This window comes from Imhoffiella purpurea, assembly GCF_000585215.1.
GTDB classification, from domain to species: Bacteria; Pseudomonadota; Gammaproteobacteria; order Chromatiales; family Chromatiaceae; genus Imhoffiella; species Imhoffiella purpurea.
This window is the reverse complement of the sequence record NZ_AONC01000043.1, coordinates 1-24,143: the sequence shown is the minus strand read 5'-3', so window position 1 is coordinate 24,143 and position 24,143 is coordinate 1. Positions and strand designations below refer to the sequence as shown.

General features: G+C 66.3%; 21 protein-coding genes and 1 riboswitch. Of the genes, 10 read left to right on the top strand and 11 right to left on the bottom strand.

Annotation, left to right across the window (positions count from 1 at the left end; genetic code table 11):
- Positions 1-51: 51 nt before the first annotated feature.
- Genes D779_RS14315 through D779_RS14295 form a run of 5 tightly spaced genes read left to right on the top strand, consistent with a single transcriptional unit; the run spans position 52 to position 5,228 of the window.
- Positions 52-1,014 carry an aminoglycoside phosphotransferase family protein gene (locus D779_RS14315; protein ID WP_043755329.1) on the top strand — a complete coding sequence of 321 codons (963 nt, stop codon included), beginning with the start codon at positions 52-54 and terminating at the stop codon, positions 1,012-1,014.
- Between the two features lie 44 nt (positions 1,015-1,058).
- Entirely contained in the window at positions 1,059-2,312 is a 1,254-nt protein-coding gene (locus D779_RS14310) for an ABC transporter substrate-binding protein (RefSeq protein WP_043755327.1), read from the top strand.
- Complete coding sequence (locus D779_RS14305) at positions 2,309-3,190, top strand: carbohydrate ABC transporter permease (RefSeq protein WP_043755325.1); 882 nt, start codon at positions 2,309-2,311, stop codon at positions 3,188-3,190. The genes D779_RS14310 and D779_RS14305 overlap by 4 nt, the downstream gene beginning before the upstream one ends.
- Complete coding sequence (locus D779_RS14300) at positions 3,187-4,038, top strand: carbohydrate ABC transporter permease (RefSeq protein ID WP_043755323.1); 852 nt, start codon at positions 3,187-3,189, stop codon at positions 4,036-4,038. The genes D779_RS14305 and D779_RS14300 overlap by 4 nt, the downstream gene beginning before the upstream one ends.
- A gap of 41 nt (positions 4,039-4,079) precedes the next feature.
- A complete protein-coding gene (locus tag D779_RS14295) occupies positions 4,080-5,228 on the top strand; it encodes an ABC transporter ATP-binding protein (RefSeq protein ID WP_043755321.1) in 1,149 nt (382 codons plus the stop codon).
- 58 nt (positions 5,229-5,286) lie between these two features.
- On the opposite strand, the gene D779_RS14290 is transcribed toward D779_RS14295, so the two are convergent.
- The gene (locus D779_RS14290; RefSeq protein ID WP_232424196.1) at positions 5,287-7,269 is read right to left on the bottom strand and encodes a methyl-accepting chemotaxis protein; all 1,983 of its coding nucleotides are present in this window, start codon (positions 7,267-7,269) and stop codon (positions 5,287-5,289) included.
- Between the two features lie 389 nt (positions 7,270-7,658).
- Here D779_RS14290 and D779_RS14285 point away from each other — a divergent pair, with 389 nt between their 5' ends.
- Entirely contained in the window at positions 7,659-8,150 is a 492-nt protein-coding gene (locus tag D779_RS14285; RefSeq protein WP_043755317.1) for a hypothetical protein, read from the top strand.
- Positions 8,151-8,183: 33 nt separating this feature from the next.
- On the opposite strand, the gene D779_RS14280 is transcribed toward D779_RS14285, so the two are convergent.
- The 3 genes from D779_RS14280 to budA all read right to left on the bottom strand — a co-directional run bounded on the left by D779_RS14280 (position 8,184) and on the right by budA (position 11,637).
- Entirely contained in the window at positions 8,184-9,059 is an 876-nt protein-coding gene (locus D779_RS14280) for a LysM peptidoglycan-binding domain-containing protein (RefSeq protein WP_043755315.1), read from the bottom strand.
- Between the two features lie 207 nt (positions 9,060-9,266).
- Positions 9,267-10,628, bottom strand: coding sequence for a TrpB-like pyridoxal phosphate-dependent enzyme (locus D779_RS14275; protein ID WP_043755313.1), 1,362 nt, complete (start codon positions 10,626-10,628; stop codon positions 9,267-9,269).
- A 223-nt stretch (positions 10,629-10,851) separates the two neighbouring features.
- Entirely contained in the window at positions 10,852-11,637 is a 786-nt protein-coding gene (budA, locus tag D779_RS14270) for an acetolactate decarboxylase (protein ID WP_043755311.1), read from the bottom strand.
- 223 nt (positions 11,638-11,860) lie between these two features.
- Here budA and D779_RS14265 point away from each other — a divergent pair, with 223 nt between their 5' ends.
- The 3 genes from D779_RS14265 to lolD all read left to right on the top strand — a co-directional run bounded on the left by D779_RS14265 (position 11,861) and on the right by lolD (position 15,195).
- A complete protein-coding gene (locus D779_RS14265; RefSeq protein WP_043755309.1) occupies positions 11,861-13,162 on the top strand; it encodes a threonine/serine exporter family protein in 1,302 nt (433 codons plus the stop codon).
- Between the two features lie 91 nt (positions 13,163-13,253).
- Positions 13,254-14,501: a lipoprotein-releasing ABC transporter permease subunit gene (locus D779_RS14260; protein WP_043755308.1), complete on the top strand. Its 1,248-nt coding sequence runs from the start codon at positions 13,254-13,256 to the stop codon at positions 14,499-14,501.
- Complete coding sequence (gene lolD, locus D779_RS14255) at positions 14,494-15,195, top strand: lipoprotein-releasing ABC transporter ATP-binding protein LolD (RefSeq protein ID WP_043755306.1); 702 nt, start codon at positions 14,494-14,496, stop codon at positions 15,193-15,195. Before D779_RS14260 ends, lolD begins: the two co-directional genes overlap by 8 nt.
- Here lolD and D779_RS14250 read toward each other — a convergent pair.
- Complete coding sequence (locus tag D779_RS14250; protein WP_043755348.1) at positions 15,138-15,692, bottom strand: DUF2062 domain-containing protein; 555 nt, start codon at positions 15,690-15,692, stop codon at positions 15,138-15,140. The genes lolD and D779_RS14250 overlap by 58 nt on opposite strands.
- Before the next feature lie 159 nt (positions 15,693-15,851).
- On the opposite strand from D779_RS14250, the gene D779_RS14245 reads away from it, so the two are divergent.
- Positions 15,852-18,134 carry a DNA internalization-related competence protein ComEC/Rec2 gene (locus D779_RS14245; protein WP_043755304.1) on the top strand — a complete coding sequence of 761 codons (2,283 nt, stop codon included), beginning with the start codon at positions 15,852-15,854 and terminating at the stop codon, positions 18,132-18,134.
- Positions 18,135-18,152: 18 nt separating this feature from the next.
- Here the strand turns inward: D779_RS14245 and D779_RS14240 are convergent, their stop codons facing one another.
- The 6 genes from D779_RS14240 to D779_RS14215 form a co-directional block, all read right to left on the bottom strand.
- Positions 18,153-18,392 carry a hypothetical protein gene (locus tag D779_RS14240; RefSeq protein WP_043755302.1) on the bottom strand — a complete coding sequence of 80 codons (240 nt, stop codon included), beginning with the start codon at positions 18,390-18,392 and terminating at the stop codon, positions 18,153-18,155.
- A 225-nt stretch (positions 18,393-18,617) separates the two neighbouring features.
- Positions 18,618-19,370: an adenosylcobinamide-GDP ribazoletransferase gene (locus tag D779_RS14235; protein WP_043755300.1), complete on the bottom strand. Its 753-nt coding sequence runs from the start codon at positions 19,368-19,370 to the stop codon at positions 18,618-18,620.
- Positions 19,367-19,951: a histidine phosphatase family protein gene (locus D779_RS14230; protein ID WP_043755298.1), complete on the bottom strand. Its 585-nt coding sequence runs from the start codon at positions 19,949-19,951 to the stop codon at positions 19,367-19,369. Before D779_RS14230 ends, D779_RS14235 begins: the two co-directional genes overlap by 4 nt.
- A gap of 4 nt (positions 19,952-19,955) precedes the next feature.
- Positions 19,956-21,011 carry a nicotinate-nucleotide--dimethylbenzimidazole phosphoribosyltransferase gene (gene cobT, locus D779_RS14225; RefSeq protein WP_043755296.1) on the bottom strand — a complete coding sequence of 352 codons (1,056 nt, stop codon included), beginning with the start codon at positions 21,009-21,011 and terminating at the stop codon, positions 19,956-19,958.
- Between the two features lie 182 nt (positions 21,012-21,193).
- Positions 21,194-23,074 (bottom strand): TonB-dependent vitamin B12 receptor, encoded by a 1,881-nt coding sequence (gene btuB, locus D779_RS14220; RefSeq protein WP_043755294.1) that lies wholly within the window; start codon positions 23,072-23,074, stop codon positions 21,194-21,196.
- 194 nt (positions 23,075-23,268) lie between these two features.
- Positions 23,269-23,493: riboswitch (cobalamin riboswitch) on the bottom strand.
- A 131-nt stretch (positions 23,494-23,624) separates the two neighbouring features.
- Positions 23,625-24,143 (bottom strand): TCP-1/cpn60 chaperonin family protein (locus D779_RS14215; RefSeq protein ID WP_043755292.1); only part of this gene is annotated, 519 nt, incomplete at its 5' end.

Genomic DNA, 24,143 nt, shown 5'->3' with positions numbered 1-24,143 from the left:
TCCGATCCGGGTTCGGCTTCTGCGGGTATCTTCGTGTCAGAACGCTATGAGATGTTGCAGCAATGGCTGGCCGACGTGCTGGCCACCGATTCGTTCGAGCTGACCCCGGCCTCGTCCGATGCCAGTTTCCGTCGCTATTGGCGGGTCGCCCGGGAGGGGACGACCCTGATCGCCATGGACGCCCCGCCGGCCCATGAGGACTGCGGCCGCTTCGCCGATCTGTCGCGCCGTTTTCGCGCCATCGGGGTCAATACGCCCGAGATCCATGCCGAGAACCGCGAACAGGGGTTCCTGCTCCTGTCCGATCTGGGGAACCGCGTCTATCTGGGGGAGCTGGATGCGGATACGGCCGCCAGGCTCTACGCCGACGCCCTGGACGCACTGGCCGCCATCCAAGCCGGTGGGCCGGTCGAGGGACTGCCTCTCTACGACGCCCCCTTCCTGCAGCGCGAGATGGCCCTGTTCGGCGAATGGCTGCTCGGCCGTCATCTGGGCATCGCGCTCGACGCCGGCGAGCGGGCGATGTTCGATCGGGCCCATGCCTCTCTGATCGAGAGCGCCCTGGAACAGCCCCGGGTCTGCGTCCACCGCGATTACCACTCGCGCAACCTGATGCTGACCGAGTCGGCCAATCCGGGGGTGCTCGATTTCCAGGACGCGGTTCTGGGTCCGGTGACCTACGATCTGGTCTCGCTCCTGCGCGACTGCTACGTCGCCTGGCCGGAGGAGCGGGTGCGCGACTGGGCGCTCGGCTATCTGGATAAGGCGACCCGATCCGGCATCCTACGGAATGTCTCTGCCGAGACTTTCCTACGCTGGTTCGACCTCATGGGCATGCAGCGTCATCTCAAGGCCTGCGGCATCTTCGCCCGTCTGAATCATCGCGACGGCAAGCCGCACTATCTCGGGGACGTGCCGCGCACGCTCGGCTACATCATCGGCGTGGCCGAGCGCTATCCGGAGTTCGGCGATCTGGCCGACTTCCTGCGATCCCGGGTGCTGCCCAGGGTCTGACATGGGAGGTTGACGCCTTGGTCGAAGGTTTCTAAGGTCGGGCGATGCCGGTCCCATCCGCCCGCATCTATCTCATCCTCATCCTTCTCGCCCTGTCGCTGCAGGGCTGTCGGCGCGCGTCCGAGGCGGAAGGGCCGCCGACCCTCGGCTGGTACGTCTTCAAGGAGCAGTCCGGCGCCTTCGAACAGGCGGCCGAGTACTGCTCCAATCGATCCCAGGGACGCTACCGCCTGGAACTGGAATATCTGCCCACGGACGCCGATCTGCAGCGCGAGCTACTGGTGCGGCGTCTCGCGGCGGGCGACCGGGATATCGATCTCATCGGCATGGACGTCATCTGGACCGCCGAATTCGCCGAGGCGGGCTGGATCCTGCCATGGCCCGACGACCGGGCGGATCGGGTGCGAGAGGAACGCATCGCCGGTCCGCTCGCCAGCGGTTCCTACCAGGGGCGTCTCTGGGCCGCACCCTTCACCACCAACACCCAGCTGCTCTGGTACCGCACCGACCGGGTGTCGGCACCGCCGCCGACCTGGGACGCCATGATCGACGCGGCCGAGTCGATCGGCCGGGGCGGTCTGATCCAGGCCCAGGGCGAGCGCTACGAGGGGTTGACCGTCTTCTTCGTCTCGCTGCTCGCTTCGGCTGGCGGCTCCGTGCTGGACGAGAGCGGTCGCCGGGTCTCGCTAGAGACGGCACCGACGCGCCGGGCGCTGGAGGTGATGCGGCGTCTGGCCCGGTCGCCCGCCTCGGATCCCTCACTGGCGAGCCGCCGCGAGGACCAGTGCCGTCTGGCCTTCGAGAGCGGAAACTCGGCCTTCATGCTCAACTACACCTACGTCTGGCCGAGCGCCCGGGCCAATGCGCCCGAGGTCGCCGAGCACATGGGTTGGGCGCGCTGGCCGGGCGTGGATCCGAGCCGCGCGAGCCGGGTGACCGTCGGTGGAATCAATCTCGGCGTCGGCGCCCACGGCCGGCATCCGGACCTGGCCTTCGAGGCCGCCGAGTGTCTGGTCTCGGAGGAGAACCAGCGACTGGCCGCCCGGCTGGGCGGTCTGCCGCCGACCCTGTCCGCGCTCTACGACGATCCCGAGATCCGGGACGTCTTTCCCTTCGCCGAGGTGCTGCGCGCGACCCTCGCGGACGCGGTTCAACGGCCGCGCACCCCGCTCTACAGCGACATCTCCATCGCCATCTCCCGTACCCTGCATCCGCTGAACGAGATCGATCCCGAGCGCGACGTCGAGCGGCTGCGCCAGGCGGTGCGGCGTGCGCTCAACTCGGAGGGGCTGCTGTGAGCCGGTTCGATCGGGACGAACGCCGGCTCGGCTGGCTGCTGTGCGCCCCGGCGGTGCTGGCGATGCTGCTGGTCACGGCCTATCCCATCGGCTATGCGGTCTGGCTGTCGCTGCATCGCTACGATCTGCGCTTTCCGGACCGCCAGTCATTCGTCGGGCTGGCCAACTATGCGAGCGTCCTGACCTCGGAGGTCTGGTGGCGCTCGGTCTTCAACACCCTTCTGGTCACGGCCGGCTCGGTCGCCGTCGAGTTGCTGCTCGGGTTCGTCCTGGCCCTGGTGATGCATCGGGCACTGGTCGGGCGCATCGCGGTGCGGACCGCTTCCCTGGTGCCCTATGCCATCATCACGGTCGTGGCGGCACTGGGCTGGCGCTTCGCCTTCGATCCCACCACCGGGTTCGTCAATGCCCTGCTGGGCATCGACCAGGCATGGCTCTCCGAGCGCTGGTCGGCCTTCTTCGTCATCGTCGCCACCGAGATCTGGAAGACGACCCCATTCGTCGCCCTGCTGCTCCTGGCCGGGCTGACCCTGGTGCCGCCGGATCTCATCCGGGCCGCCCGGGTCGACGGGGCGACGGCCTGGCAGCGGCTCCGCTACATCACCCTGCCGCTGATGAAGCCGGCCATCCTGGTCGCGCTGCTGTTCCGCACCCTGGACGCCTTCCGCATCTTCGACACCATCTATGTCCAGACGCATGGTGCCCAGGATACCGAGTCGGTCTCCATCCTGGCCTATCAGGCGCTGATCGCGCGGCTCAACCTGGGGCTGGGCTCGGCGGTCTCGGTGCTCATCTTCATCGGCACGCTCCTGATCGCGCTCTTCTACGTGCGTCTGTTCGGCTCCGGCGTGCTCGGACGGGCAGGGGGGAGGCGATGAGCGGGACGCCCGTCGAGACCCAGGGTTCGCTGTCCGAGCGTCTCTTCTGGCGCTTCACCGTGCTGGTGCTCGTTCTCTATGCCCTGCTGCCGGTCGCCTGGCTGACCTCGCTCTCGCTCAAGCCATCCGGCGATCTGACCGATCGTCATTTCTTTCCGCGCGCGATCAGCCTGGAGCACTATGCCGCCGTCCTGACCGATCCCCAGTTCCCGGCGGCACTGGGCAACTCGCTGGGCATCGGTCTCATCGCTACCGGGATCTCGGTCGCGCTCGCCACCCTGGCGGCCTATGCCATCGTCCGGCTGCGTTTTCCCGGACGCCGGGCGGTGCTGATCGGCGCACTGGCGGTCGCCATGTTCCCGCCCATCGCCGTCATCGGCCCGCTGTTCGACCTCTGGCGGTTGCTCGGGCTCTTCGACACCTGGCTCGGTCTTATCCTGCCCTATATCAGTCTGACCCTTCCGCTCGCCATCTGGACCATCGCCGCCTTCTTCCGCGAGATCCCCTGGGAGCTGGAGCAGGCCGCGCGCGTCGACGGCGCGACCCGGATGCAGGCCTTCCGGCTCGTCATCCTGCCCCTGGTCGCGCCCGGCGTCTTCGCCTCCGCCATCCTGGTCTTCATCTTCGCCTGGAACGACTTCCTCTTCGCCGCGGCCCTGACCTCGACCACCGATTCGCGCACCGTCCCGGTCGCCATCGCCTTCTTCACCGGCAGCTCGCGCTTCGACCAGCCGACCGGCTCCATCGCCGCCGCCTCGGTGCTGGTGACCCTTCCGGTGGTGGCGCTCGTCCTGGCATTCCAGCGCCGCATCGTCGCCGGACTGACGGCGGGGGCGGTCAAGGGATAGTCGAGTTCGGGGCACAGACACCTGTCCGAAACGGAGACATCATGGCCGAGATCATCCTTGAGGGCGTCACCAAGCGGTTCGCCGACGGCACCACCGCCGTGCGGGACGCGACCTTCAGCATTCACGACGGCGAACTCTTCATCCTGGTCGGACCCTCGGGGTGCGGCAAGTCGACCCTGCTGAACATGATCGTGGGTCTGGAGGAGATGAGCGGCGGCGATCTGCGCGTCGACGGCCGCTCTATGCGTGGCGTGGACCCCAAGGACCGAGACATGGCGATGGTCTTCCAGAGCTATGCCATCTACCCGCACATGAGCGTGGGGGAGAACATCGCCTTCCCGCTCAAGCTGGCGAAGGTGTCGGCCGAGGAGACCGCGTCGCGAGTGAGCCAGGTCGCCGATCTGTTGGGGCTTGGTGACCTATTGGACCGCAAGCCGGAGACGCTCTCCGGCGGCCAGCGCCAGCGTGTCGCCATGGGGCGGGCCATGGTGCGGCGGCCCAAGGTCTTCCTGCTCGACGAGCCGCTGTCCAACCTGGACGCCCAGTTCCGAGGCCAGATGCGCGCCGAGCTGGCGCGGCTCCAGCGCCGGCTCGGCGTGACCACGGTCTACGTGACGCACGATCAGACCGAGGCCATGACCCTCGGCGACCGCGTGGCCATCCTGCGCGACGGGGAGGTCCAGCAGGTGGCGACGCCACGCGCGCTCTATTCGGCTCCGGCCAACCTCTTCGTCGCCGGCTTCATCGGCACGCCGCCCATGAATCTGCTGCCGGCGAGGATCGGGGACGATCGACTGTCTGTGGCTACGGCCGAAATATCGCTGACGCTCGACGAGCGGGCCGCGATCGATCTGCCGAATGGTCCACTGATCGTGGGGATTCGTCCCGAGTCCCTGGTGCCGGTGGATGACGCGGAAGCGGCGTCCTCGTTGCGCGGCACGGTCGATCTGGTGGAGTGGCTGGGCTCGGAGCTTTTCGTCCACCTGGAGCTGGGAACGGCTGGCTACGAGTCGCCTCCAGCCCTGACCGCTGCGGGCATGAATGCCTTGGCCGGCGAACGACGATTGATCGTGCGCCTGGATCCGGATGCCTCGCTCGAGAGGGGGCACATTCTCGGGCTGGGCGTTCCGCTATCCAGCCTGCATCTCTTCCACCCCGAGACCGGGGTCAAGGTGCGCTCGACGGCCTGATCGATCGCGCTCGATACCCGGATAGACTCCTTGTGAGCGTCTTCCCCGAGTCGTCCGATCAGTGGCCGAACCGGCTTACCATGTCAGACATGGACGCGTGGGAGGATTCGAGTTCGCGGATCAGCGAACCTAGATCGACCATGGCGCCAGCGATCTCGGTCGATTCCTTCTTCACCTCATGGACGTCCTCGGAGATCGTCATGGAGGTTGTGCTCTGTTGCTCCGCCGAGCTCGATATCAGCGCCATCTGGCCGCGGATCGCCAGGATCTGCTCGTGGAGGTTCTCGATATTGCGTAGCGATCGCTCGCTGTTCGACGAGGTTCGCTGGCCCGTCTCCCGGATGCTTTCCATGACCCCTCGCAGCTGCTCCGCCTCGCTCTTGATGCCGGCGAGGACCTGTCCGATCTCACCTGTCGCCTCCTTGCTGCGGATCGCTAGCTGTCTGACCTCGTCGGCCACGACCGCGAATCCGCGTCCACTCTCCCCGGCGCGGGCGGCCTCGATCGCGGCATTGAGCGCGAGCAGGTTCGTTTGCTCCGAGATGGCGTTGACGCTGTCCAGGATCTGAACGATGGACTGTGTCTTGACGTTGAGGCTTTCGGTCGTGGCGAAGGCCCGGTCGTTGATCTTCACCAGATCCTCGATGGATTGCTGGGCGTCCTGGTTCATTGCGCGCGCCTGGCTTGAGAGTTCGGTGAATTCCTGTGCGCTTTCAAGGGATTCGTTCGCGGCCTGGCGGATCTGGTGCGCCTTGTCCGTCAGGTCTTGAATGGCCTCGGCGATCTCCTGCAGTGCGCTGTCCGACTGTTTGACCACCTCGCCGACCTGAATGGAGACCTTTTCGAGCCGAAGGATACCGCCGCTCATGAACTGGACGCCCTGTACCAGCTGCTCGACGACGGATGTGAGATTCGAGGCCATGCGGTCGATCGCGCGCGAGATGGAACCCAGCTCGTCTCTCGAAGTATCGTTGATACTGACCGTGAAATCGCGGGTTTCGGTGATGCGGTCTAGGGTGGATTTGATGCGGTCGATCTTGCGCGTGAGCTTGAGCGTGACGGCCACTGAGATCCCGACGATGAGGGCCAGCAGGATCACGGCGACCAGACCGGTCGTGATCACCGCCAGCTTCGCCCCGGAGCGGTGTTGTTCCATTTCGGCGACGATGATCGTCTTGACCTCGTCCATGATCGATTTGACCTTTCCGATCTGGCCGGTTGCGGCCTTGAACCAATCGGCCGGGGCCGGGTAGTCGGAGGAATTCAGGCGGCCGTTTTCATCGAGCAGACGCTTCAGCACCTGCTTCATCCTGGTCCCCGTATCCGATTCCAGGATGGTGGCGAAGGGCTCTGCGAATTCGGGTGTCGCCACCGTTCCGAACAGGCTCTCGGCGCGGTGCAGGTCGGAGACATAGATCAGCAACGCCTGCTTGGCGGCCGGGTCGATCTCCTGAGCCGCCAGGATTCCGTTCACCTTGCCGCGGATCTGCCCCAGCTTCTCCTTGACCTCGGAAAGGTGCAGCGACATCAGCAGTTGCCGACGCGCCAGTGGGTTGTCGACGTTGACCATGAAGCGCACGAAGAGATCGGCGGCATGGGCGTTGACGTTGGAATAATATTGGAAGGCACCTTTGCCATCGCGTGCATCGACCTGGGTGCGAACGATTTCCCGTTCCTCGACCAGGGCGAGGAGCTGGTCCACTCCCTTGGCCAGATCCGGGTAGGGCAGCTGTCGGTCGTCGATCAGAGCGCGGAGGCGATCGATGGCCGCATTCGCCTTCTGTCTCTGTGTGAGGATCCGTTGGTGCAGTGTCGTGGATCCAGACCCGATGTAGCCTGCCGAGAGACCCCGCTCGACCGCGAGATGATGGGCGATGTCATCGATCCCATAGGCGTAATCGACGAGTCGCTCATTGATTCCGGCCTTCGCATAGCGATCGAACTCTTGAGTGATCAGGGTCCCCGAGAGCGCCATCAGCGAAACGAAGGCGATCGAGAGGATGGTGATCAGCGTGGCCTTCAGGCTCAGATGATTGAACATGGACATCTCGAATTCCTGGGTCTGCTTCGTGGTCGAAATCAGGGTGGCGTATGCGTTTCGTCGGCTGCATCGGGCCGGAAGATACGCGCGGAACCCAATATCTCCAGTCGCCTGTCGGATCTGGTCGTGAATCCGTCATGGGGAAGAAAACGGATCGGTTCTTGTAAGCCGATGAAGATGCGTGTTTTTGCCCGGGTGGCACGATGCTCGGGTTGCCACGGACCGGATCGGCCGGCGAGTTCGGCTCGCTCGATTCATGGATCGGCGATCTGGTTTATTGTGGTCTTTTCGTGTTCGTTCAATGACCCAGCTGTATTCGCCGTGCCTGGCGATCCGCGGATCGCACTTCCATCGTCGAGGCACATCCATTTCGAGGTGTCCGAACAACCATGGCCGTGACGCTTGCTCGATACGCCTGCTACGTTCTCATCCTGGCCTCGGCGGCTTCCACGCCAGTGGCGGCGGATTGGTCGTGGCGGCTGATGGATGGGACGCGGCTCGAGGTGGATCCTCGCACCCATCGTGCCTGGCATCTGGGCGAGGCTGGGCGGCGCCCGCTCTGGGACGGGGCGCATCGGCTCGAAGACGGAACCCAGGTGATCGTCAGGGATGGGATGGTTGTTCCCTGGGGCGGGATGGTGGATAGCTGGAGCCGTCCGGAATCCTTGGATGCGCGATCGCAGCCGGAATCGCCCGATTGCGCGCATTTGGTGGAGCGCATGTGCGGCACGAAGGGGCGGTGCGAGGGCGCGGAGTCGTGCCGCCTTGCGCGTCAGATCGAGTCGATGGCCAACGCGGCGGAGACGGAGGCGTCCGCGAGCGAGATCTCCGGACAGTGCCGAGAGGCGATGGCGAACGACTTCTTCGAGCCTTGCGACTGATCGCCCGATCGGACCGATCGAGACGCGGCTCGCTCAGGGGATGACCAGGGTGATCCCTGGATCGAGACGGTTCGGGTCCTCGAGCAGATGGCGGTTGGCCTCGAACAGCCTGTGCCACTGGGCAGAGCTGCCGTAGAAGCGTTTGCTGATCTGCCCCAGGGTATCCTTGGCCCGTATCCGGTAGACGCATTGGGCCGAGATGGCGTTCGCCAGTTTGAGCTGGCGCCGATGCAGTTCGTCCTCGGCGGTCTGAACGCCCTTGGCAGAGCTGGGGTCGGGTGAATGCCGGGCCTGCTGGTGTGACTTCTGCAATGCATCGAATGCCGCCGTGGCCGCCGCGCGCGCCGCGGCCGGGGTGAGGCTGCCGCCCTCGGAAGAGGGGAGCCGGTTCAGCAGCTCGGTCACGCGGGCCTCGGTCTCGATTCGCGACTGATTCGAGATTTGCAGCTCGCGCTCCAGTCGATCCGCTTCGGCCTCATGTTCCGCGACCCGGTTCGCCAATGCGTCGCGCTTGGCTTCCAGATCCTGATTGCTGGCGTTCAGCTGCGAGATCTCGGCCTCCTGTTTCGCGATCCGGCTCTTGAGCGCGGTGCGCTCCTGCCGCAGCCGATCGACCTCCTGCAGTTGCTCGGCCAGGCGTCGCTCGGCCTCCATGCGCGCCTGGTCGGCGCCCTTGCGGGAGATCGCCGATTCGCGCAGCTTGCCCTCCATGCCCTGGACGCGGCCCTTGAGTTCCTGGATCTGTTGGTGAAGCCCATCCAGCAGCTCTACATGAAGCGCCGATGCCTGGTCCGCCGCGCCGAGAGGGGAGGCGGCCTCGGTGGCGGGCGTCTGGATCGGTGTCAGGGCGAATATTCCTGCGAGTGCGAGCGCCGGAGTGGGATCCGCAAGGTATCTCGTTTGCCGCATCTCGTGTCTCCTCTCGCGACGCTCGCCGTCTACCAATCACATATCGGGCGCTCGGTCCGGTTTTTCCGGCTCGGGCGACGGGTTCTGTGGGTCTGGCGGTGGCGTCCCTGCCGTCGATGCCTCGCCAGCCGTCTTTCCATCCGTTGCGGAGCGAGAACGCACTCCGAGGATGGAGGGTTCAAGTCCAATGCCGCTTCGCAGGTTTTATCAGGCGACCGATGGCAGTCCGGCGAGCGCCATGGCCACTTCGCTTTCGGCGTATTCCAGATCCTTCAGCTTGCCGCCCAGATAGTCCGTATAGGCCTGCATGTCGAAGTTGCCGTGACCGCTCAGGTTGAAGAGGATGGTCTTGGATTCGCCCGACTCGCGGCATTTCTCGGCCTCGTCGATCGCGGCCCGGACCGCGTGGGTGGCCTCCGGCGCCGGGACGATGCCCTCGGACCGGGCGAACTGGATGCCGGCCGCGAAGCATTCGAGCTGGTTGTAGGAGCGCGGTGCGATATAGCCGAGCTTGGCCAGGTGGCTGATCTGCGGGGCCATGCCGTGATAGCGCAGTCCGCCGGCGTGGAAGCCCGGCGGGACGAAGGTCGAGCCCAGCGTGTGCATCTTGCACAGCGGGGTGAGGTGGGCGGTATCGCCGAAGTCGTAGGCGAAGAGACCCTTGGTCAGCGTCGGGCAGGCCGAGGGTTCGACCGCGATGCACTCGACCTTGCGGCCGCCGCGCAGCTGCTCGCCGAGGAAGGGGAAGGCGATGCCGGCGAAGTTGCTGCCGCCGCCGGTGCAGCCGATGATCATATCGGGATAGGTGTCGGCCATCTCGAGCTGTTTTTGCGCCTCGAGCCCGATGACGGTCTGGTGCAGCAGCACGTGGTTGAGCACGCTGCCGAGGGCGTATTTGGTGTCGTCGCGCTGGGCGGCCAGTTCGACGGCCTCGCCGATGGCGATCCCCAGGCTGCCGCTGCTGTCCGGGTGCTCGGCGAGGATGGCGCGGCCCGATTCGGTGGTGTCGCTGGGACTGGCGATGCAGCGGGCGCCGAAGGTCTCCATGAAGGCCCGGCGGTAGGGCTTCTGGTTGTAGCTGACCTTGACCATGTAGACCAGGATCTCGAGCCCGAACATGGAGCCGGCCATGGCCAGGGACGAGCCCCATTGACCGGCGCCGGTCTCGGTGGTGATGCGCTTGACGCCCTCGGCCTTGTTGTAGAAGGCCTGGGCGATGGCCGTGTTGGCCTTGTGGCTGCCGGGCGGGCTCACGCCCTCGTATTTGTAGAAGATCTTGGCCGGTGTCTGGAGCGCCTGCTCGAGCCTGCGGGCGCGATAGAGCGGGGAGGGGCGCCACTGGCGGAGGATCTCCCGTACCGGTTTGGGGATCTCGATCTCGCGCTCGGTGCTGACCTCCTGCTCGATCACCGCGCGGGGGAAGATGACGCCGAGTTCGTCCGGCGTGATCGGCTTCTTGGTGCCGGGATGCAGGACCGGATCCAGCGGAACCGGCAGATCGGCGTTGACGTTGTACCAGAAGCGGGGGAGATGTTGCTCATCGAGCAGATATTTGACTGGGTCGCTCATTCTGACGTATTCGCCTCAGTGGTGAGTAGGCGGCCGGCGGTGATGGAAACGACGCCCACAAGGGCGTTTCCAGGTGCACTCGACTGTGTCATGGTTCGCGGCGATCTCATCGTCGCCTTGTTTCCTCGGGTTACCGCTGGTCTTGCGTGATTGCGCGGCAAGTGTGCCAGTTTTGGCGGCCTGCTTGTATCCCATCGCGCCCGCTAGTTGCGCTAGGCCAGGTTCAGTCGGCCGGCTTGCCCTGTTCGACCTGATGCAGCGCCTGGCTGCGGTCCGATTCCAGATCCGCGTCGAGGAAGGAGGGATCCATCGGCAGGTCGACGCTCCAGTCGTCGGTGAGGTCGAGCGCGACCTGGCCCTCGGTGAGCACGAAGTCGAGCAGATGACCGGCGTGCTGCCGATCCTCGGAGAGGAAATGCAGGTGGAATCCGGGCACGTTGACGCCCTTGGTGTATGCCGGACACCAGAAGCCGACGAGCGTGCCCGAGATGTCCTTGCGTTCGAAGAAGGTCTGGGACTTGGCCGCCTCGGCCAGCGGCGGGTAGGGCGGCGTCTGGCGCGGGACGCTGCGATAGCGCACCCTGTCGAAATGGCCGTCGACGCGGATCGCATAGGCGATGTTGCGACTCGGCAGCGCCGCCTCCAGCCAGTCCTTGAAGTCGGAGAAGGTCTGGCCGGCCGGGGGTGTGAGGGCCAGGTCGCGGTCGAAATGGGTCACGGCCATGAAGGGGGTTCCGGCCGTTTCGGGCATGAGGCGAACGGTGCCGTCCGAGGCGGCCTGGTAGATCTGGCCCTCGAAGAGGATCGCTTCGCCGTCGAGCGCCTCGAAGGTTCCGAGTCCGAAATCGCCGTGCTCCATCACCTCTCCGACCTGGGCAACGGGCTCGTATACACCGGCCAGCAGGGCATCGATGGTCGAGACCTGGTAGAGGATATCGTCGCCCGCCTGTGCCTGGAGGCCGACGCCCAGGGCGAGTGCTAGGGCTGGGATTCTGGTCGAGAGCTTCATCGTTGGATCCTCGGTCGGGGTCGTCGATCATCCGTCCCGCCGATCGGGTGCGTGGCGAGCGGAATCAATTCGGGCATCCGTGGTCACACCTCGGGCTCGGCGATCCCGGGAGCGAGCAGCCGGTTGAACCAAGACGTGCCCTGGATCGTCCCGGGGTGCGTCGCTCGTGTCTCGGTCGATCCCGATGGCCGTCGGCAAGGCATTCTAACCATCCCCGAGACGCATGGATCCAATCATTCAGCTTTCCAGCCAGAGTTTCGACGATCCGGTCGATTTCGAGGCCGCCTGCCGCGCGGTGGTGCGCGCCGGCACCATCATGGCGTCGGCCGGTACCGGCGCCTACCGGGTCAAGGAGGAGATGAACCGGGTGGGGATCGGTCTGGGTCTGGATGCCGTCCATGCCGAGGTGACGCTCAACACGGTGATGGCGACCTGCGTCCGTGGGGCCAGAACCCATACCCTGGTCGGGACCATCCCCGCCGTCAGCGTCAACGCCGGTCGTATCGTCGATATGGAGGCGCTGGCGCTCGGCACCTCTCCCGGGACGTGTCCGGCCGATTTCGATCGCCGGCTCGATGCCATCGCCTCGCGTCCGGCACGCTATGGTCCGGTCATGACGGCCATGGCCGCCATGCTCGCCTGCGGGGCCTTCTGCTTTCTCAATCACGGCGGCTGGCTGGAGTGTCTGGGCGCGGCGATCGGCGCCGGGGCCGGTCAGTGGCTGCGGGCGACGCTCGTCCGCCGACGTCTCAACCAGCTCGGCGTCACGCTCCTGGCGGGCATCCTCGCCTGTCTGCTCTATCTCGGGGTCACCGGGATTCTGATGACGTTCGGGGTGCCCAGCTCGCGCCACGCGGCGGGCTACACCTCGGCCGTGCTCTTCCTGATCCCTGGGTTTCCGCTCATCACCGCCGCGCTGGATCTGGCCCGGCTCGACTTCAGCGCCGGGATCGCGCGGCTGACCTATGCCATCCTGGTGGTCAGCGTGGCCTCGATCAGCGCCTGGCTGGTCGCCGGGCTGGTCCATCTGGTTCCGCTGCAGGCCCCCGAGCTGGACCTGTCCGATCCTACCCTGGTGACCTTGAGACTGGTGGCGAGCTTCTGCGGGGTTCTGGGTTTCGCCCTCATGTTCAATACCCCGCTGCGCATCGCCCTGGCGGCCTCGGCGATCGGCATGCTGGCCAACACCCTGCGGCTCTATCTGGTCGACGTCCAGTGGCCGCTGCAGCTGGCGGCCCCGGCGGCGAGTCTGCTGGTCGGACTCATGGCGGCCTGGGTGTCTCCTCGGATGCGCTGTCCGCGTATCGTCCTCTCGGTGCCGCCGGTGCTCATCATGATCCCGGGCACGATCGCCTATCAGGCGCTGGTCTATGCCAACGAAGGCATGTCGCTGGAGGCGATCGCCAACGCCTACCAGGCCATGTTCATCGTCGCCGGGATCGTCATCGGTCTGGCGCTGGCGCGCATGCTGACCGATCGCGCCTGGGGGTTCGAGGGCCGGATCCCCGGCAATCCAGGCTGCTGAGACCGCGACGGAAGACCCTGTTTTTCCACGACACGGGCGTGCCCGAGGATTTTCGGCAGCCCCGTTCACTTTGTGATTAAATCGCGCCCCTATGTACCATCCCCTCCCACTCTACATCGGTCTGCGCTACACGCGAGCGAAGCGCCGGAACCATTTCATCTCCTTCATCTCGGGGACCTCGATGGTTGGGATCACGCTGGGCATCGTCGCCCTGATCGTGGTGCTGTCCGTCATGAACGGATTCCACAAGGAGATCCAGCAGCGCATCCTGAGCATGGCCTCGCATGCCACTCTGACGGATCCCTACGGGGGCATGTCCGACTGGCGCGAGATCCTGGAGAAGGTGCGCGCGCATCCGGACGTGGTCGGGGCGGCGCCCTTCGTCGAGGTGCAGGGGATGCTGGTCAATGGCTCGCAGGTCAGCGGGGCGCTGATCCGAGGCATCCAGCCGACCGACGAGGATCAGGTCTCGGACCTGCGTCGTGAGATGACCCGTGGCTCGGTCGACGATCTGGTGGATGGCGAGTTCCGCATCATCCTGGGACGCGATCTGGCCGCCTTCCTCGGGGTGGGGCCGGGCGACAAGGTGACCATGGTGACGCCTCAGGTGAGCGCGACGCCGGTCGGCATCATGCCGCGTCTCAAGCGTTTCACCGTCAGCGGCATCTTCGAGGTCGGCATGGCCGACTACGACCGCAACGCGGCCTTCATCCAGCTCGCCGACGGGGCCAAGCTGTTGAGCCTGGGCGACGCCGTGACCGGGGTGCGGCTCAAGCTGACCGACATGTGGGAGGCGCCGCGTCTGGCGCGCGAGATCGCCTACGACCTGGGTGGCGTCTACCGCCTCGTCGACTGGACCCAGGTCCACAGCAACTTCTTCAGCGCCCTGGCGATGGAGAAGCGCATGATGGGTATCATCCTATTCCTGATCGTTGCCGTGGCCGCCTTCAACATCGTCTCGACCCTGGTGATGGTGGTCACGGACAAACAGTCGGACATCGCGGTGATGCGCACGCTGGGGATCTCGCCCGGGCGGGTCATGGGCATCTTCATGGTCCAGGGCACGGCCATCGGTCTGATCGGAACCCTGCTCGGTATGGTCGCCGGGGTGATCCTGGCCCTGAACGTCGAGCCGGTGGTGGGGGGCATCGAGAGCCTCTTCGGCATCCACTTCCTCGATCCCAGCATCTACTACATCAGCGAGCTTCCCTCGGACGTGCATCTCTCCGACGTGATCGGCATCGGTGCCGGCGCCTTCCTCATGTCGGTCCTGGCCACCCTCTATCCGGCCTGGCGGGCCGCCAAGACCCAGCCGGCGGAGGCCTTGCGCTATGAGTGAGTCCATGTCGGTCCTGGAGGCCCGGGGGCTGGTCAAGACCTTCCGTCAGGGGCCTCAGGTGGTCGAGGTACTGAAGGGCGTCGATTTCAGGGTGGGCGAGGGCGAGCGCATCGCCATCCTGGGTGCCTCCGGCTCGGGCAAGAGCACGCTGCTGCATTGCATCGGCGGTCTGGACCGTCCGAGCGCCGGCAGCCTGCTGTGGCTCGACCAGGAGGTGAGCCGACTCTCCGAGTCGCAGCTCAGCCTGCTGCGCAACCGGCATCTGGGCTTCGTCTATCAGTTCCACCATCTGCTGCCCGAGTTCACCGCGCTGGAGAATGTGGCCATGCCGCTGCTGATCGGCGGGGCCAAGCCGGCCGAGGCGAGGGCCAGGGCTGGGGATCTGCTGGAGCGTGTCGGTCTCGGTCATCGCGGCACCCACAAGCCGTCCGAGCTCTCGGGCGGCGAGCGTCAGCGCGCGGCGGTCGCCCGCGCCCTGGTCACCCGCCCGGCCTGTCTACTGGCCGACGAGCCGACCGGCAACCTGGATCGCACCACCGCCGCCAGCGTCTACGAACTCATGCTCGAGCTCAATCGCGAGATCGGTACCAGTCTGGTGATCGTCACCCACGACCTGGAACTGGCCGCCCGGATGGATCAGATCTGGCGCTTGGACGACGGGTCGCTGGTCCGCGACGCGGCCATCGCCCGATAACGCTCCTTGCGGGCCTGGATCTGGCGCATCAGTTTCCAGCGCCAGATGATCTGGATGGTCAGATATCCCAGGATGCCGCAGACGGCGCCGCAGATGAGGCTGCCCAGCATCACCGGCGCGGTGACCGCGAGCCAGTTGTGCCAGTCCAGCCAGAAATGGACGTTGAATCCCTCCGCATGGATCCCGAGGATCCAGCAGCCGACCAGATAGGCGAAATAGAACATGGGCGGGATGGTCACTGGATTGGAGATCCAGACCAGGGCCTGTGAGATCGGCAGATTCACGCGCAGATAGATGGCCAGCGCGCCCACGATGAAGGTGTGGCCGACGGGCGGCAGATACATGACGAAGAGTCCGATCCCGAAGGCACCGGCGACCGAATGCCGATTGAGATGCCAGAGGTTGGGGTCGTGCAGCAGCTTGCCGAAGATGCCAAGATAGCGATTCTCAAGGATCGACTTGGGGGTCGGCATGACCCGTTTCAGCCATTTTTTCACTCGGCAGGTTCGCTCGTTCTGGGTTTCGGCCGGATGGCGCACGGGTAGATTAGCCGTGTCCGGCTCGATCGATCCACCTCGTCGGCAACATTTCGTTCATCGGCGTCGGCCTGCTCTTTGGCGGTGGCCCGAGCAGGCTCGTGTAGCGGTCGAGGGTCGATGAAACGGCTCTGGCCGCCGGTCTTCGTCGCCGGGGTCCTGAGCCTCTATCTCTCGCCCGGCATGCCGGCCTGGGCCGTTGCCGCGGCGATCCTAACCGCGCTTGGGCTCCGGTGCAAAGATTATGGATGGTCCTTGATCGCGGCCTTTGCGCTGGGTCTCGCTTGGGGGCAGATCCATGTCCCGCGGACGTCGAGCGATCCCTTCCCCGAGACCCTGGCTCGAACCTCTCTGACGATCGAGGGACGCATCGCCTCGATCCCGGTCCGGTCGGGTGGGGCCAGGCGCTTTCTGTTCGACGTCGAGCGCTCTCTCAATGGGGGCGCGCCCTTGCCGTTTCGAGGGCGGGTACGCCTCTCCTGGTACCGTGATGCACCGGTTCTCCGGGCCGGAGAGCGCTGGCGGCTCGAGGTCCGTCTCAAGCCGCCGCACGGTTACGCCAATCCGGGCGGTTTCGACTACGAGCGCTGGCTGTTCGAGCAGGGGGTCGGGGCGACCGGCTATGTGCGCAAGGGTGCGGAGCGTCTGGATGCCGGGCCGGGGTCCTATCGGCTCGCGCGCTGGCGCCAGCGTCTGTCCGAGCATATCGATCAGGTGCTGGAGGGTGCGCCGGCCGCCGGACTGATCCGGGCGCTGACCGTCGGGGACCGATCCGGGCTCGACGCGGACGACTGGGACGCCTTGACCCGCACCGGGACCAATCACCTGGTCGCCATCTCGGGTCTGCACGTCGGGCTGATCGCCGGTGGCGTCTGGCTGGCCGTGCGCTGGCTCTGGTCGTGCGGCGGTCGGCTGGCACTGCTCATGGCCGCGCCGCGTGCCGCCGCGATCGCCGCCCTGCTGGCAGCCCTGGGCTATGCGGCCCTGGCCGGTTTCGCCGTCTCCACCCAACGCGCGCTCATCATGCTCGCGGTACTGCTCGGCGCCCTTTATTGGGGAAGGGCGCTGAGACCCTATCACGCCTGGTCCATGGCGCTATTGGCCGTGGTGATCTGGGATCCGCTGGCGGTGCTGTCCTACGGGTTCTGGCTCTCCTTCGGGGCCGTCGGCCTGCTGCTGTTCGGGCTCGGGCAGCGGTTGGGGCGCAGGGGCCGCCTGGCCATCTGGTGGCGGGCCCAGTGGGTCGTCGCCATCGGGCTGGCGCCCCTGGTTCTGCTCTTCTTCGATCGCGCCTCGGTGATTGCGCCCCTGGTCAATTTGGTCGCGGTTCCTCTGTTCGGTCTGCTGCTGCCGCTGGTTCTGCTCGCCAGTCTGCTGAGCCTGATTCCGGGCGCTTCGCTGCCGCTCGTGCTGATCTCGGATTTGCTCGGCCGCTGTCTGCATGGGCTGGTGTGGCTCGGCGGGCAGGATTGGGCCGCCTATTCCTTGTCCGAGCGGCCTCTATGGGCTTGGGTCGTCGCGGTTGCTGGCGCGCTCTTGCTCCTGGCTCCGCGGGGTCTGCCCGGACGCTGGCTGGGTCTGATCCTGCTGCTGCCGGTACCCTTGTTGCCTCCATCCGTTCCTCCATATGGCGCGGCCTGGGTCCATCTCCTCGATGTGGGGCAGGGGCTGGCGATCCTGGTCCGGACGCGTGACGGCACCTTGATCTTCGACACCGGACCTCGCTATCCAGGCGGTTTCGATACCGGCCGGCAGATTGTTCTTCCCTTTCTTCGCGCCAAGGGGATCGAGCGTATCGATCGGCTGGTGATCAGCCACGCCGACCGCGACCATTCGGGAGGTGCCTCGGCCTTGATTCGGGAGATCGAGGTGGGGGCGATCCAGAGCGGGGAGCCGGAGGCGCTCGATCTGCCGGGCGCGACACCCTGTCGTTCCGGCGACTTCTGGCGCTGGTCCGGAGTGGAGTTCCGTTTTCTCCATCCGGAGACGGTGGGTGGGCAGGGCAACGATGCCTCCTGCGTGCTCCGAATCACCGCCGGCGGGCGGTCGATCCTCATGACCGGGGACGTGGGCAGGGCGGTCGAGGCGCGTCTGGTCGAGCGTTTCGGGGACGATCTGCGCAGCGAGATCCTGGTGGCGGGACATCACGGCAGCGCGACCTCGACCTCGGCGGTCTTCATCGATCGGGTCGCTCCCGAATGGGTCCTCTATGCGTCCGGGTACGCCAATCGTTTCGGTTTTCCGTCCCCGGAGGTTCGCGATAGGGTGGACGCATCCGGTGCGGATAGCATGAACACGGCGACTGCGGGAGCGATCGAAGTGAGGCTGAAGGCGGATGGCGGGATCGAGGGGCCGACCGGATGGCGCTCGCAGGCCGCCGGGATCTGGATCCATCGGCCCTGAGCGTTCGGGGCGGGCGGTTCAGTTGATGCGTTCGGGCGATTCCTGGACCAGACGGTATCCGCTCTGTCTGCGACGTCTGTCGATCGCCTTGAGACGTTCGAGGCCGGCCGCATAGGAGGAAACGCCGGTCTTGCGCACCTGGCTCCGGCGTGAGTGCAGATCGCCCCAGCAGGCGACGAGGGTCCAGTCACCGAACAGGTCTTCCACCAGATGTGCCTGATAATAACGGTCTTTTTCTGGCTGGATCCAGCGATACATGGGTCCCACATTCTCCTGGCGTCGCGACTGATCGGGCGCCCTCGATCTGTTTGCCGGTCCTGGTGGCGGCTCGTTCGGTGAACCGATCGGGTCAGTGGCCGACGCTCTCACGACCGACCGATAGGTCGGCTTTAGAGTGAGATTATCAGTAAAGTCAGGTGCTTGCCATGAATCAAGGCCGATCGGGGGCGCTATTCTACGAAAATGACCCCCGCGAATGGAAATTCAGACGTCCGGGGCGGCGAGGATCGCGCAGGTCAGCAGCACCAGGGTCTCGGTGATCTCGACCAGCGCGCCGGCCGTGTCGCCGGTGAATCCGGCGATCCGGTCCAGCATGCGGCGTCTGGCCAGGATGAGGATCGAGAGCGTCAGACCCAGCAGAATCAGACCCGCCCAGCCGCTCAGGAGGAGGCAGAGGAAGGCACTTGCCAGGGTCGAGAGCCAGGTGGCGCGCCGCGGAAGGTGACGCGACTGGTCGGCCGCCATGCCCTGCTCGCGGGCATAGGGCGTGGTGAGCAGCAGCCAGGACAGCTGCATCCGCCCGACGAAGGGCATGAGCACCAGCATCCAGGGGGCGTCACCGCTCATCAGGGCCTGGATTCCGGACCATTTGGCGATCAGGACCAGGACGATGGCGCTGACCGCGGCCGGGCCGCAGCGCGGATCCTTCATGATGTCGAGGGTGCGCTCGCGGCTGCCGAGTCCGCCGACCCAGGCGTCGGCGCTGTCGCCCAGGCCGTCGAGATGGATGCCGCCGCTCGACCAGACCCAGAGGATCAGGATCAGGGCCGCCGCGACCCCGGCATCGGCATGATCGAGGGCCGTGCCGGCCAGCGCCAGCAGTGTCCCCATGATCAGGCCCACGAGCGGATACCAGACCACCGAGCGGCCGGTCTCGGCCGGCGTCTCCCGGCCCGGATCCGGGAAGGGCAGCCGGGTCAGCAGACGGCCCGCGATCCAGAGCGGACGCGGGCTCATTCGGGTGCCCGATGGAACACCAGGCTCGGACGTCCGGGCGGTTCCGGGATGCGCAGCCGGGTGCGACAGGCGTAGGGCGCCTCGACCAGCAGGATGGCGTCGTCCGGCATCCGCAGCGTTTCGGCGACCAGCATGCGGATCACGCCGCCGTGGGTCACCAGCAGCGGATGCTGGCCGCAGCCTTTGAGGATGTCGTGCCGGGCCTGGCGCACCCGGTCGCGGAAATCGGCGAAGGGCTCGCCGCCGGGCGGTGTGTAGCCGACCGGGTCGTCCCAGAAGCGCGAGAGCTCGTCGGTGGGAATCTCATAGGCCGCCAGTCCCTCCCAGTCGCCGAAACGGCGTTCGGTGATCGCCGGCTCCAGGCCGAAAGGAACCCCGAGCCTCTGGGCCAGATCGCGGGCGAAATCGGCGCAGCGGCAGGAGGGCGAGCTGATGATCTCGGTCCAGTCGCAGGCGGACTCGGTGGCGAGCCGCATCTGCTCCCAGCCACGCTCGCTCAGCGGGTCGTCCTGATCGCCACGGAATCGAGCGCCACCCTGGACTTCGCCGTGGCGCAACAGATCTAGGAGGCGCTCGTTCATTCGCCTAGACCTCGGTTACGCCGGCTTCTGAAAAGGTCGCCATCCTCTGATGGACGACACAGGCGAGACGCAGCAGCGGCACCAGCGCCTCGCCGCCCGTGGCCTCGCCCAGACGCATCCCGAGATTCAGGTAGGGGTCCGCGTCGAGGGCCTCCATCATGAGCCTATGACCCGGCTCGGCCGAGGTGTGCGAGAAGATCATCCAGTTGCGCACCTCGGGCTGCAGACGGACGGCGGCGAGCGCGGCCGCGCTCATGATGAATCCGTCCACCAGGATCGGCAGTCCGCGCTGGGCCGCCGTGATGTAGGCACCCGTGGTGGCGACGATGTCGAATCCGCCGAGCCGGGCGAGCAGTTCCAGGATCGAGCGACCGGGGGCGAGATGCAGTTCGAGCGCGGCCTCCACGGCGCGGCGCTTGCGTTCCAGCCCCTCGGCGTCGAGCCCGGTGCCCGGCCCCACCAGGTCGGCGGCCGGTCTGTCCAGCAGGGCGCAGGCGACCGCGGTGGCGGGTGTGGTGTTGCCGATGCCCATTTCGCCGCAGATCAGCATTCGGGCGCCGCTGCTCAGCGCGCGCTCCACCCCGGAGCGGCCCGCGTTCATGGCGGCCACCAGCTGTTCCTCGGTCATGGCCGGCTCGCGGGCGATGTTTCCGGTGCCGAATCCGAGCCGCTCGGAGCGGACGTTCTCGACCGGGCCGGGGTCGGTCGCGATGCCCAGGTCGATGATCTCCATCCGCGCGCCGACCGCCTCGGCCATCACCGAGACGGCGGCCCCGCCTCGCGCGATGTTGCGCAGCATCTGGATGGTCACCTCCTGCGGGTAGACCGATATCCCCTCGGCGGCGACGCCGTGATCGGACATGAACTGGAGGATGTGGACCGGGTCCGGAGAGGGTGCCGAGGAGCCCTGCATGCCGGCGAGCTTGATCGCCATCTCCTCGAGACGGCCGAGCGATCCGCGCGGCTTGGTCAGTTGATCCTGGCGTCGGCGGGCGGCCTCCGCGGCCATGGCGTCGATCGGGAGAATGGGGTCCTTGACCCAGAGAAGCGCTTCCATCATCGGTCGATCTCCTGGACGGTCATGAGAATCGGGAGATGATCGGCGAGCGCGGCTGGGTGTATCAGTGGTGCCGTCTTCTGAACGAGACGTGATCTGTCGTTATGCATGTTTGATCTATCTATTGATTGAGCGAGCGCCGGGGAACTGTGCATCGATCGCGTTTCCCCGGGCCGAGAATGCCTTCAGGGCAGCTCGGGCTCGTAGCGCAAGGTCAGGTAGAAGGCCCGACCGGGACGATTGTATAGGTAGGCCGTCTCATAGTCCTCGTCGAAGGCGTTCTCCAGCCTGGCCTGGAGCCGCAACGAGGCGTCGATCGCATATTCGGCGCGCAGATCCACCAGGCTGTAGCCGGCGAGCCGTTCGCTGTTGGCGAGGTCGTCGAAGCGTCGGCCGGAGACGAATAGGGTGGCACCGAAGGACCAGCGGTCGAAGGCGCGGTCCAGGTCGAGCTGGAAGGTCTGCTCGGCGCGGCGCGGGAGCAGATTGCCGTCGTTGGCATCGTCGGAATCGTTCTCGGGATCCAGCAAGGTGAGCGTCGATCCAAGGTCCCAGCCCAGGATCCTGGCATTGGCGGATGCCTCGAGTCCTAGGATCCTGGCGCTCTGGATGTTGGCGGCCGAGTAGGAGGTCGAGTCGTAGGCGATGAGGTCGTCGATGTCCGTCTGGTAGAGACTCAACTCCCAGTCGCCCTGGCCGATGGTTCCGAGCGGAAGCTCGCCCCTGAGTCCGAGCTCCAGGCTGTGCGACTGCTCCGGATCCAGATCCGGGTTGCCGTAGTTGGGATAGTAGAGATCGTTGAAGGCGGGTGCCTTGAAGGCGGTTCCGTAGGAGGCCGAGACCTGGATGCCGTTGGCGAAGAGATAGCCGAGCGCGGCGCTTCCCGTGGCATGGGTGCCGAACTGCTCGTCGTCGTCCTGGCGCAGACTGAGTGTCAGGCTGGTGGGGCCGAATGCGCCCTGGTACTCGCCGAAGACCCCGACATCGTCGCGCGAGTCCTTGTCATAGTCGACGGTTCCCGAGACGCTGTCCCTGGTGTAATCGAGTCCTAATGTGAGCATCTGTCCTGGGGCGAGATTCAGGTCGTTCTGGAGCGAGAAGGTGTCGCGTTCGGTTTCGAAGCTGTCGATGAAGCGATCGTCGATTCCGGCGGCCTCGTCGTCGAAATAGACGCGATACTTGTCCCAGCTGTGGCCGGCCGAGAGGGTCAGAGTCCAGGGCGACAGGGGCTGCAGGGTCAGGGTTCCGCCGAGGACCTGCTGCTCGGAGCGCGAGCGGTTTCCGCCGTAGATGGTGCCGTCGAACTCGGTGCGGTTCTGCGAGCTCAAGAGATGCAGGTCGAGCGAGGCCCAGTCGCTGAAGCGATAGCCCCCGCGCACATTGACCCCGATGTTGCGGTAGCCGTCACGATCGTTCTGGAAGACGCCGCAGCCGGCATAGGGCGCGGGCCGCCCGTCGCAGGCATCGATGCCGTCGGTGCGCTCGACGTTGGCGCCCAGGTCGAACCAGCCGTTCTCGCCGCCGCCCGAGAGACCGGCCGAGGCAGAGAGTGTTCCGAAGCTGCCGCCGCCGACGCTCAGCCGCGGCGCCAATGGGCCGCCGCCGCGACGGGTGAAGATCTGGATGACGCCGCCGATCGCCTCCGAGCCGTAGAGGCTGGATCGCGGTCCGCGCACGACCTCGATCCGCTCGATCTGTTCGATCGGGATATCCTGCAGGGGCGAGGTGCCCAGGGTCGCCGAGCCGATGCGTACTCCGTCGATCAGGACCAGCACATGATCCGAGTTGGTTCCGCGCAATGAGACGGAGGCGACCTGTCCCGCTCCGCCGTTCTGCGAGACTGTCACGCCTGGGACGCCGCGCAGCAGGTCGGGAACCGAACGCGACTGGCGACGCTCGATCTCGGCGCGGTCGATGACGGTGACCGAGGCGAGCGATTCGGTCGCGGGCGTCGCCGTGCGCGTCGCGGTGACGACCACGGTGTCGAGCGTGGTGGGGGAGGTGTCGGCAAAGAGATTTCCGGCCAACGGCAGTGTCAGTGCCGCCAGCGTCAATGGATGCTTCATGTCGAAAGGGACTCCAGCTGTGATCCCTGCACACCCGCAGGGCATCGAACGAGAAGGGTGGCGAGATGCTGGACGAAGACGGGGCTACCTGGGCGCGGGGCGCCGGTCATCCCGGTCGGACGCCCCTCGCGACCCCGGTGAACGGGCCGAACGTCATGCCGAGCTGGATCCTCTCTGGATCCGGCGGCGGTTCTGCCGGCCCAGATCCTCAGGCCGGTCTCCGGGCTCACGAGCGGGCACAGGCCCGGACGCAACGCCTTCCCGTGACGGGGTCACAGTGGCATCAGGTCGCGTCTTCGACTCGTTTACCGTTGCGGGGGCAGCGCCGGGTTTGTCCGTCCCTTGCGGATGACGCACCGGCTTCCCGTTCAACCCTCGTGCCGAAAGGCATGGAGGGCACCTGAGGATCGAGCGCGCTATTAACCTTTCTTTTTCGTGGTAGGTCAATGCGTGACAGAGTGGAGATGGCGGACGAAAAAAGCCCGGCCAGTTCGACTGGCCGGGCTCGGATCTCGCGGAGCCCCTCGCGGGGCTCGATTCCGGGGATGGATCAGTAGTCCATGTCTCCCATGCCGCCGCCGGGCATGGCCGGAGCCGATTCCTTCTTGGGCTCGTCGGCGACCATGGCCTCGGTGGTGATCATGAGTCCGGCCACGGAGCAGGCGTTCTGCAGCGCGGAGCGGGTCACCTTGGTCGGGTCGATGACGCCCATCTCCACCAGATCGCCGAACGCACCGGTCCCGGCGTTGTAGCCGAAGCTGCCGGTTCCTTCGGCGACCTTGGCGAGAATCACCGACGGCTCCTCGCCGGCGTTGGCGACGATCTGGCGCAGCGGCTCCTCCATCGCGCGGCAGGCGATGCCGACACCCAGGGTCTGCTCGGCGTTGGCGCCCTGGAGGTCCTTGATCGCGCTCAGGGCGCGGACCAGGGCCACGCCGCCGCCCGGGACGATGCCTTCCTCGACCGCGGCGCGGGTGGCGTGCAGGGCGTCCTCGACGCGCGCCTTCTTCTCCTTCATCTCGATCTCGGTGGCGGCGCCGACCTTGATCACGGCCACGCCGCCGGCCAG

Coding starts and splice junctions, on each gene's coding strand:
- D779_RS14315 (WP_043755329.1), top strand. CDS start 52: ATGTTGCAGCAATGGCTGGCCGACGTGCTGGCCACCGATTCGTTCGAG.
- D779_RS14310 (WP_043755327.1), top strand. CDS start 1,059: ATGCCGGTCCCATCCGCCCGCATCTATCTCATCCTCATCCTTCTCGCC.
- D779_RS14300 (WP_043755323.1), top strand. CDS start 3,187: ATGAGCGGGACGCCCGTCGAGACCCAGGGTTCGCTGTCCGAGCGTCTC.
- D779_RS14295 (WP_043755321.1), top strand. CDS start 4,080: ATGGCCGAGATCATCCTTGAGGGCGTCACCAAGCGGTTCGCCGACGGC.
- D779_RS14290 (WP_232424196.1), bottom strand. CDS start 7,269: ATGTTCAATCATCTGAGCCTGAAGGCCACGCTGATCACCATCCTCTCG.
- D779_RS14285 (WP_043755317.1), top strand. CDS start 7,659: ATGGCCGTGACGCTTGCTCGATACGCCTGCTACGTTCTCATCCTGGCC.
- D779_RS14280 (WP_043755315.1), bottom strand. CDS start 9,059: ATGCGGCAAACGAGATACCTTGCGGATCCCACTCCGGCGCTCGCACTC.
- D779_RS14275 (WP_043755313.1), bottom strand. CDS start 10,628: ATGAGCGACCCAGTCAAATATCTGCTCGATGAGCAACATCTCCCCCGC.
- budA (WP_043755311.1), bottom strand. CDS start 11,637: ATGAAGCTCTCGACCAGAATCCCAGCCCTAGCACTCGCCCTGGGCGTC.
- D779_RS14265 (WP_043755309.1), top strand. CDS start 11,861: ATGGATCCAATCATTCAGCTTTCCAGCCAGAGTTTCGACGATCCGGTC.
- D779_RS14260 (WP_043755308.1), top strand. CDS start 13,254: ATGTACCATCCCCTCCCACTCTACATCGGTCTGCGCTACACGCGAGCG.
- lolD (WP_043755306.1), top strand. CDS start 14,494: ATGAGTGAGTCCATGTCGGTCCTGGAGGCCCGGGGGCTGGTCAAGACC.
- D779_RS14245 (WP_043755304.1), top strand. CDS start 15,852: ATGAAACGGCTCTGGCCGCCGGTCTTCGTCGCCGGGGTCCTGAGCCTC.
- D779_RS14240 (WP_043755302.1), bottom strand. CDS start 18,392: ATGTATCGCTGGATCCAGCCAGAAAAAGACCGTTATTATCAGGCACAT.
- D779_RS14235 (WP_043755300.1), bottom strand. CDS start 19,370: ATGAGCCCGCGTCCGCTCTGGATCGCGGGCCGTCTGCTGACCCGGCTG.
- D779_RS14230 (WP_043755298.1), bottom strand. CDS start 19,951: ATGAACGAGCGCCTCCTAGATCTGTTGCGCCACGGCGAAGTCCAGGGT.
- cobT (WP_043755296.1), bottom strand. CDS start 21,011: ATGATGGAAGCGCTTCTCTGGGTCAAGGACCCCATTCTCCCGATCGAC.
- btuB (WP_043755294.1), bottom strand. CDS start 23,074: ATGAAGCATCCATTGACGCTGGCGGCACTGACACTGCCGTTGGCCGGA.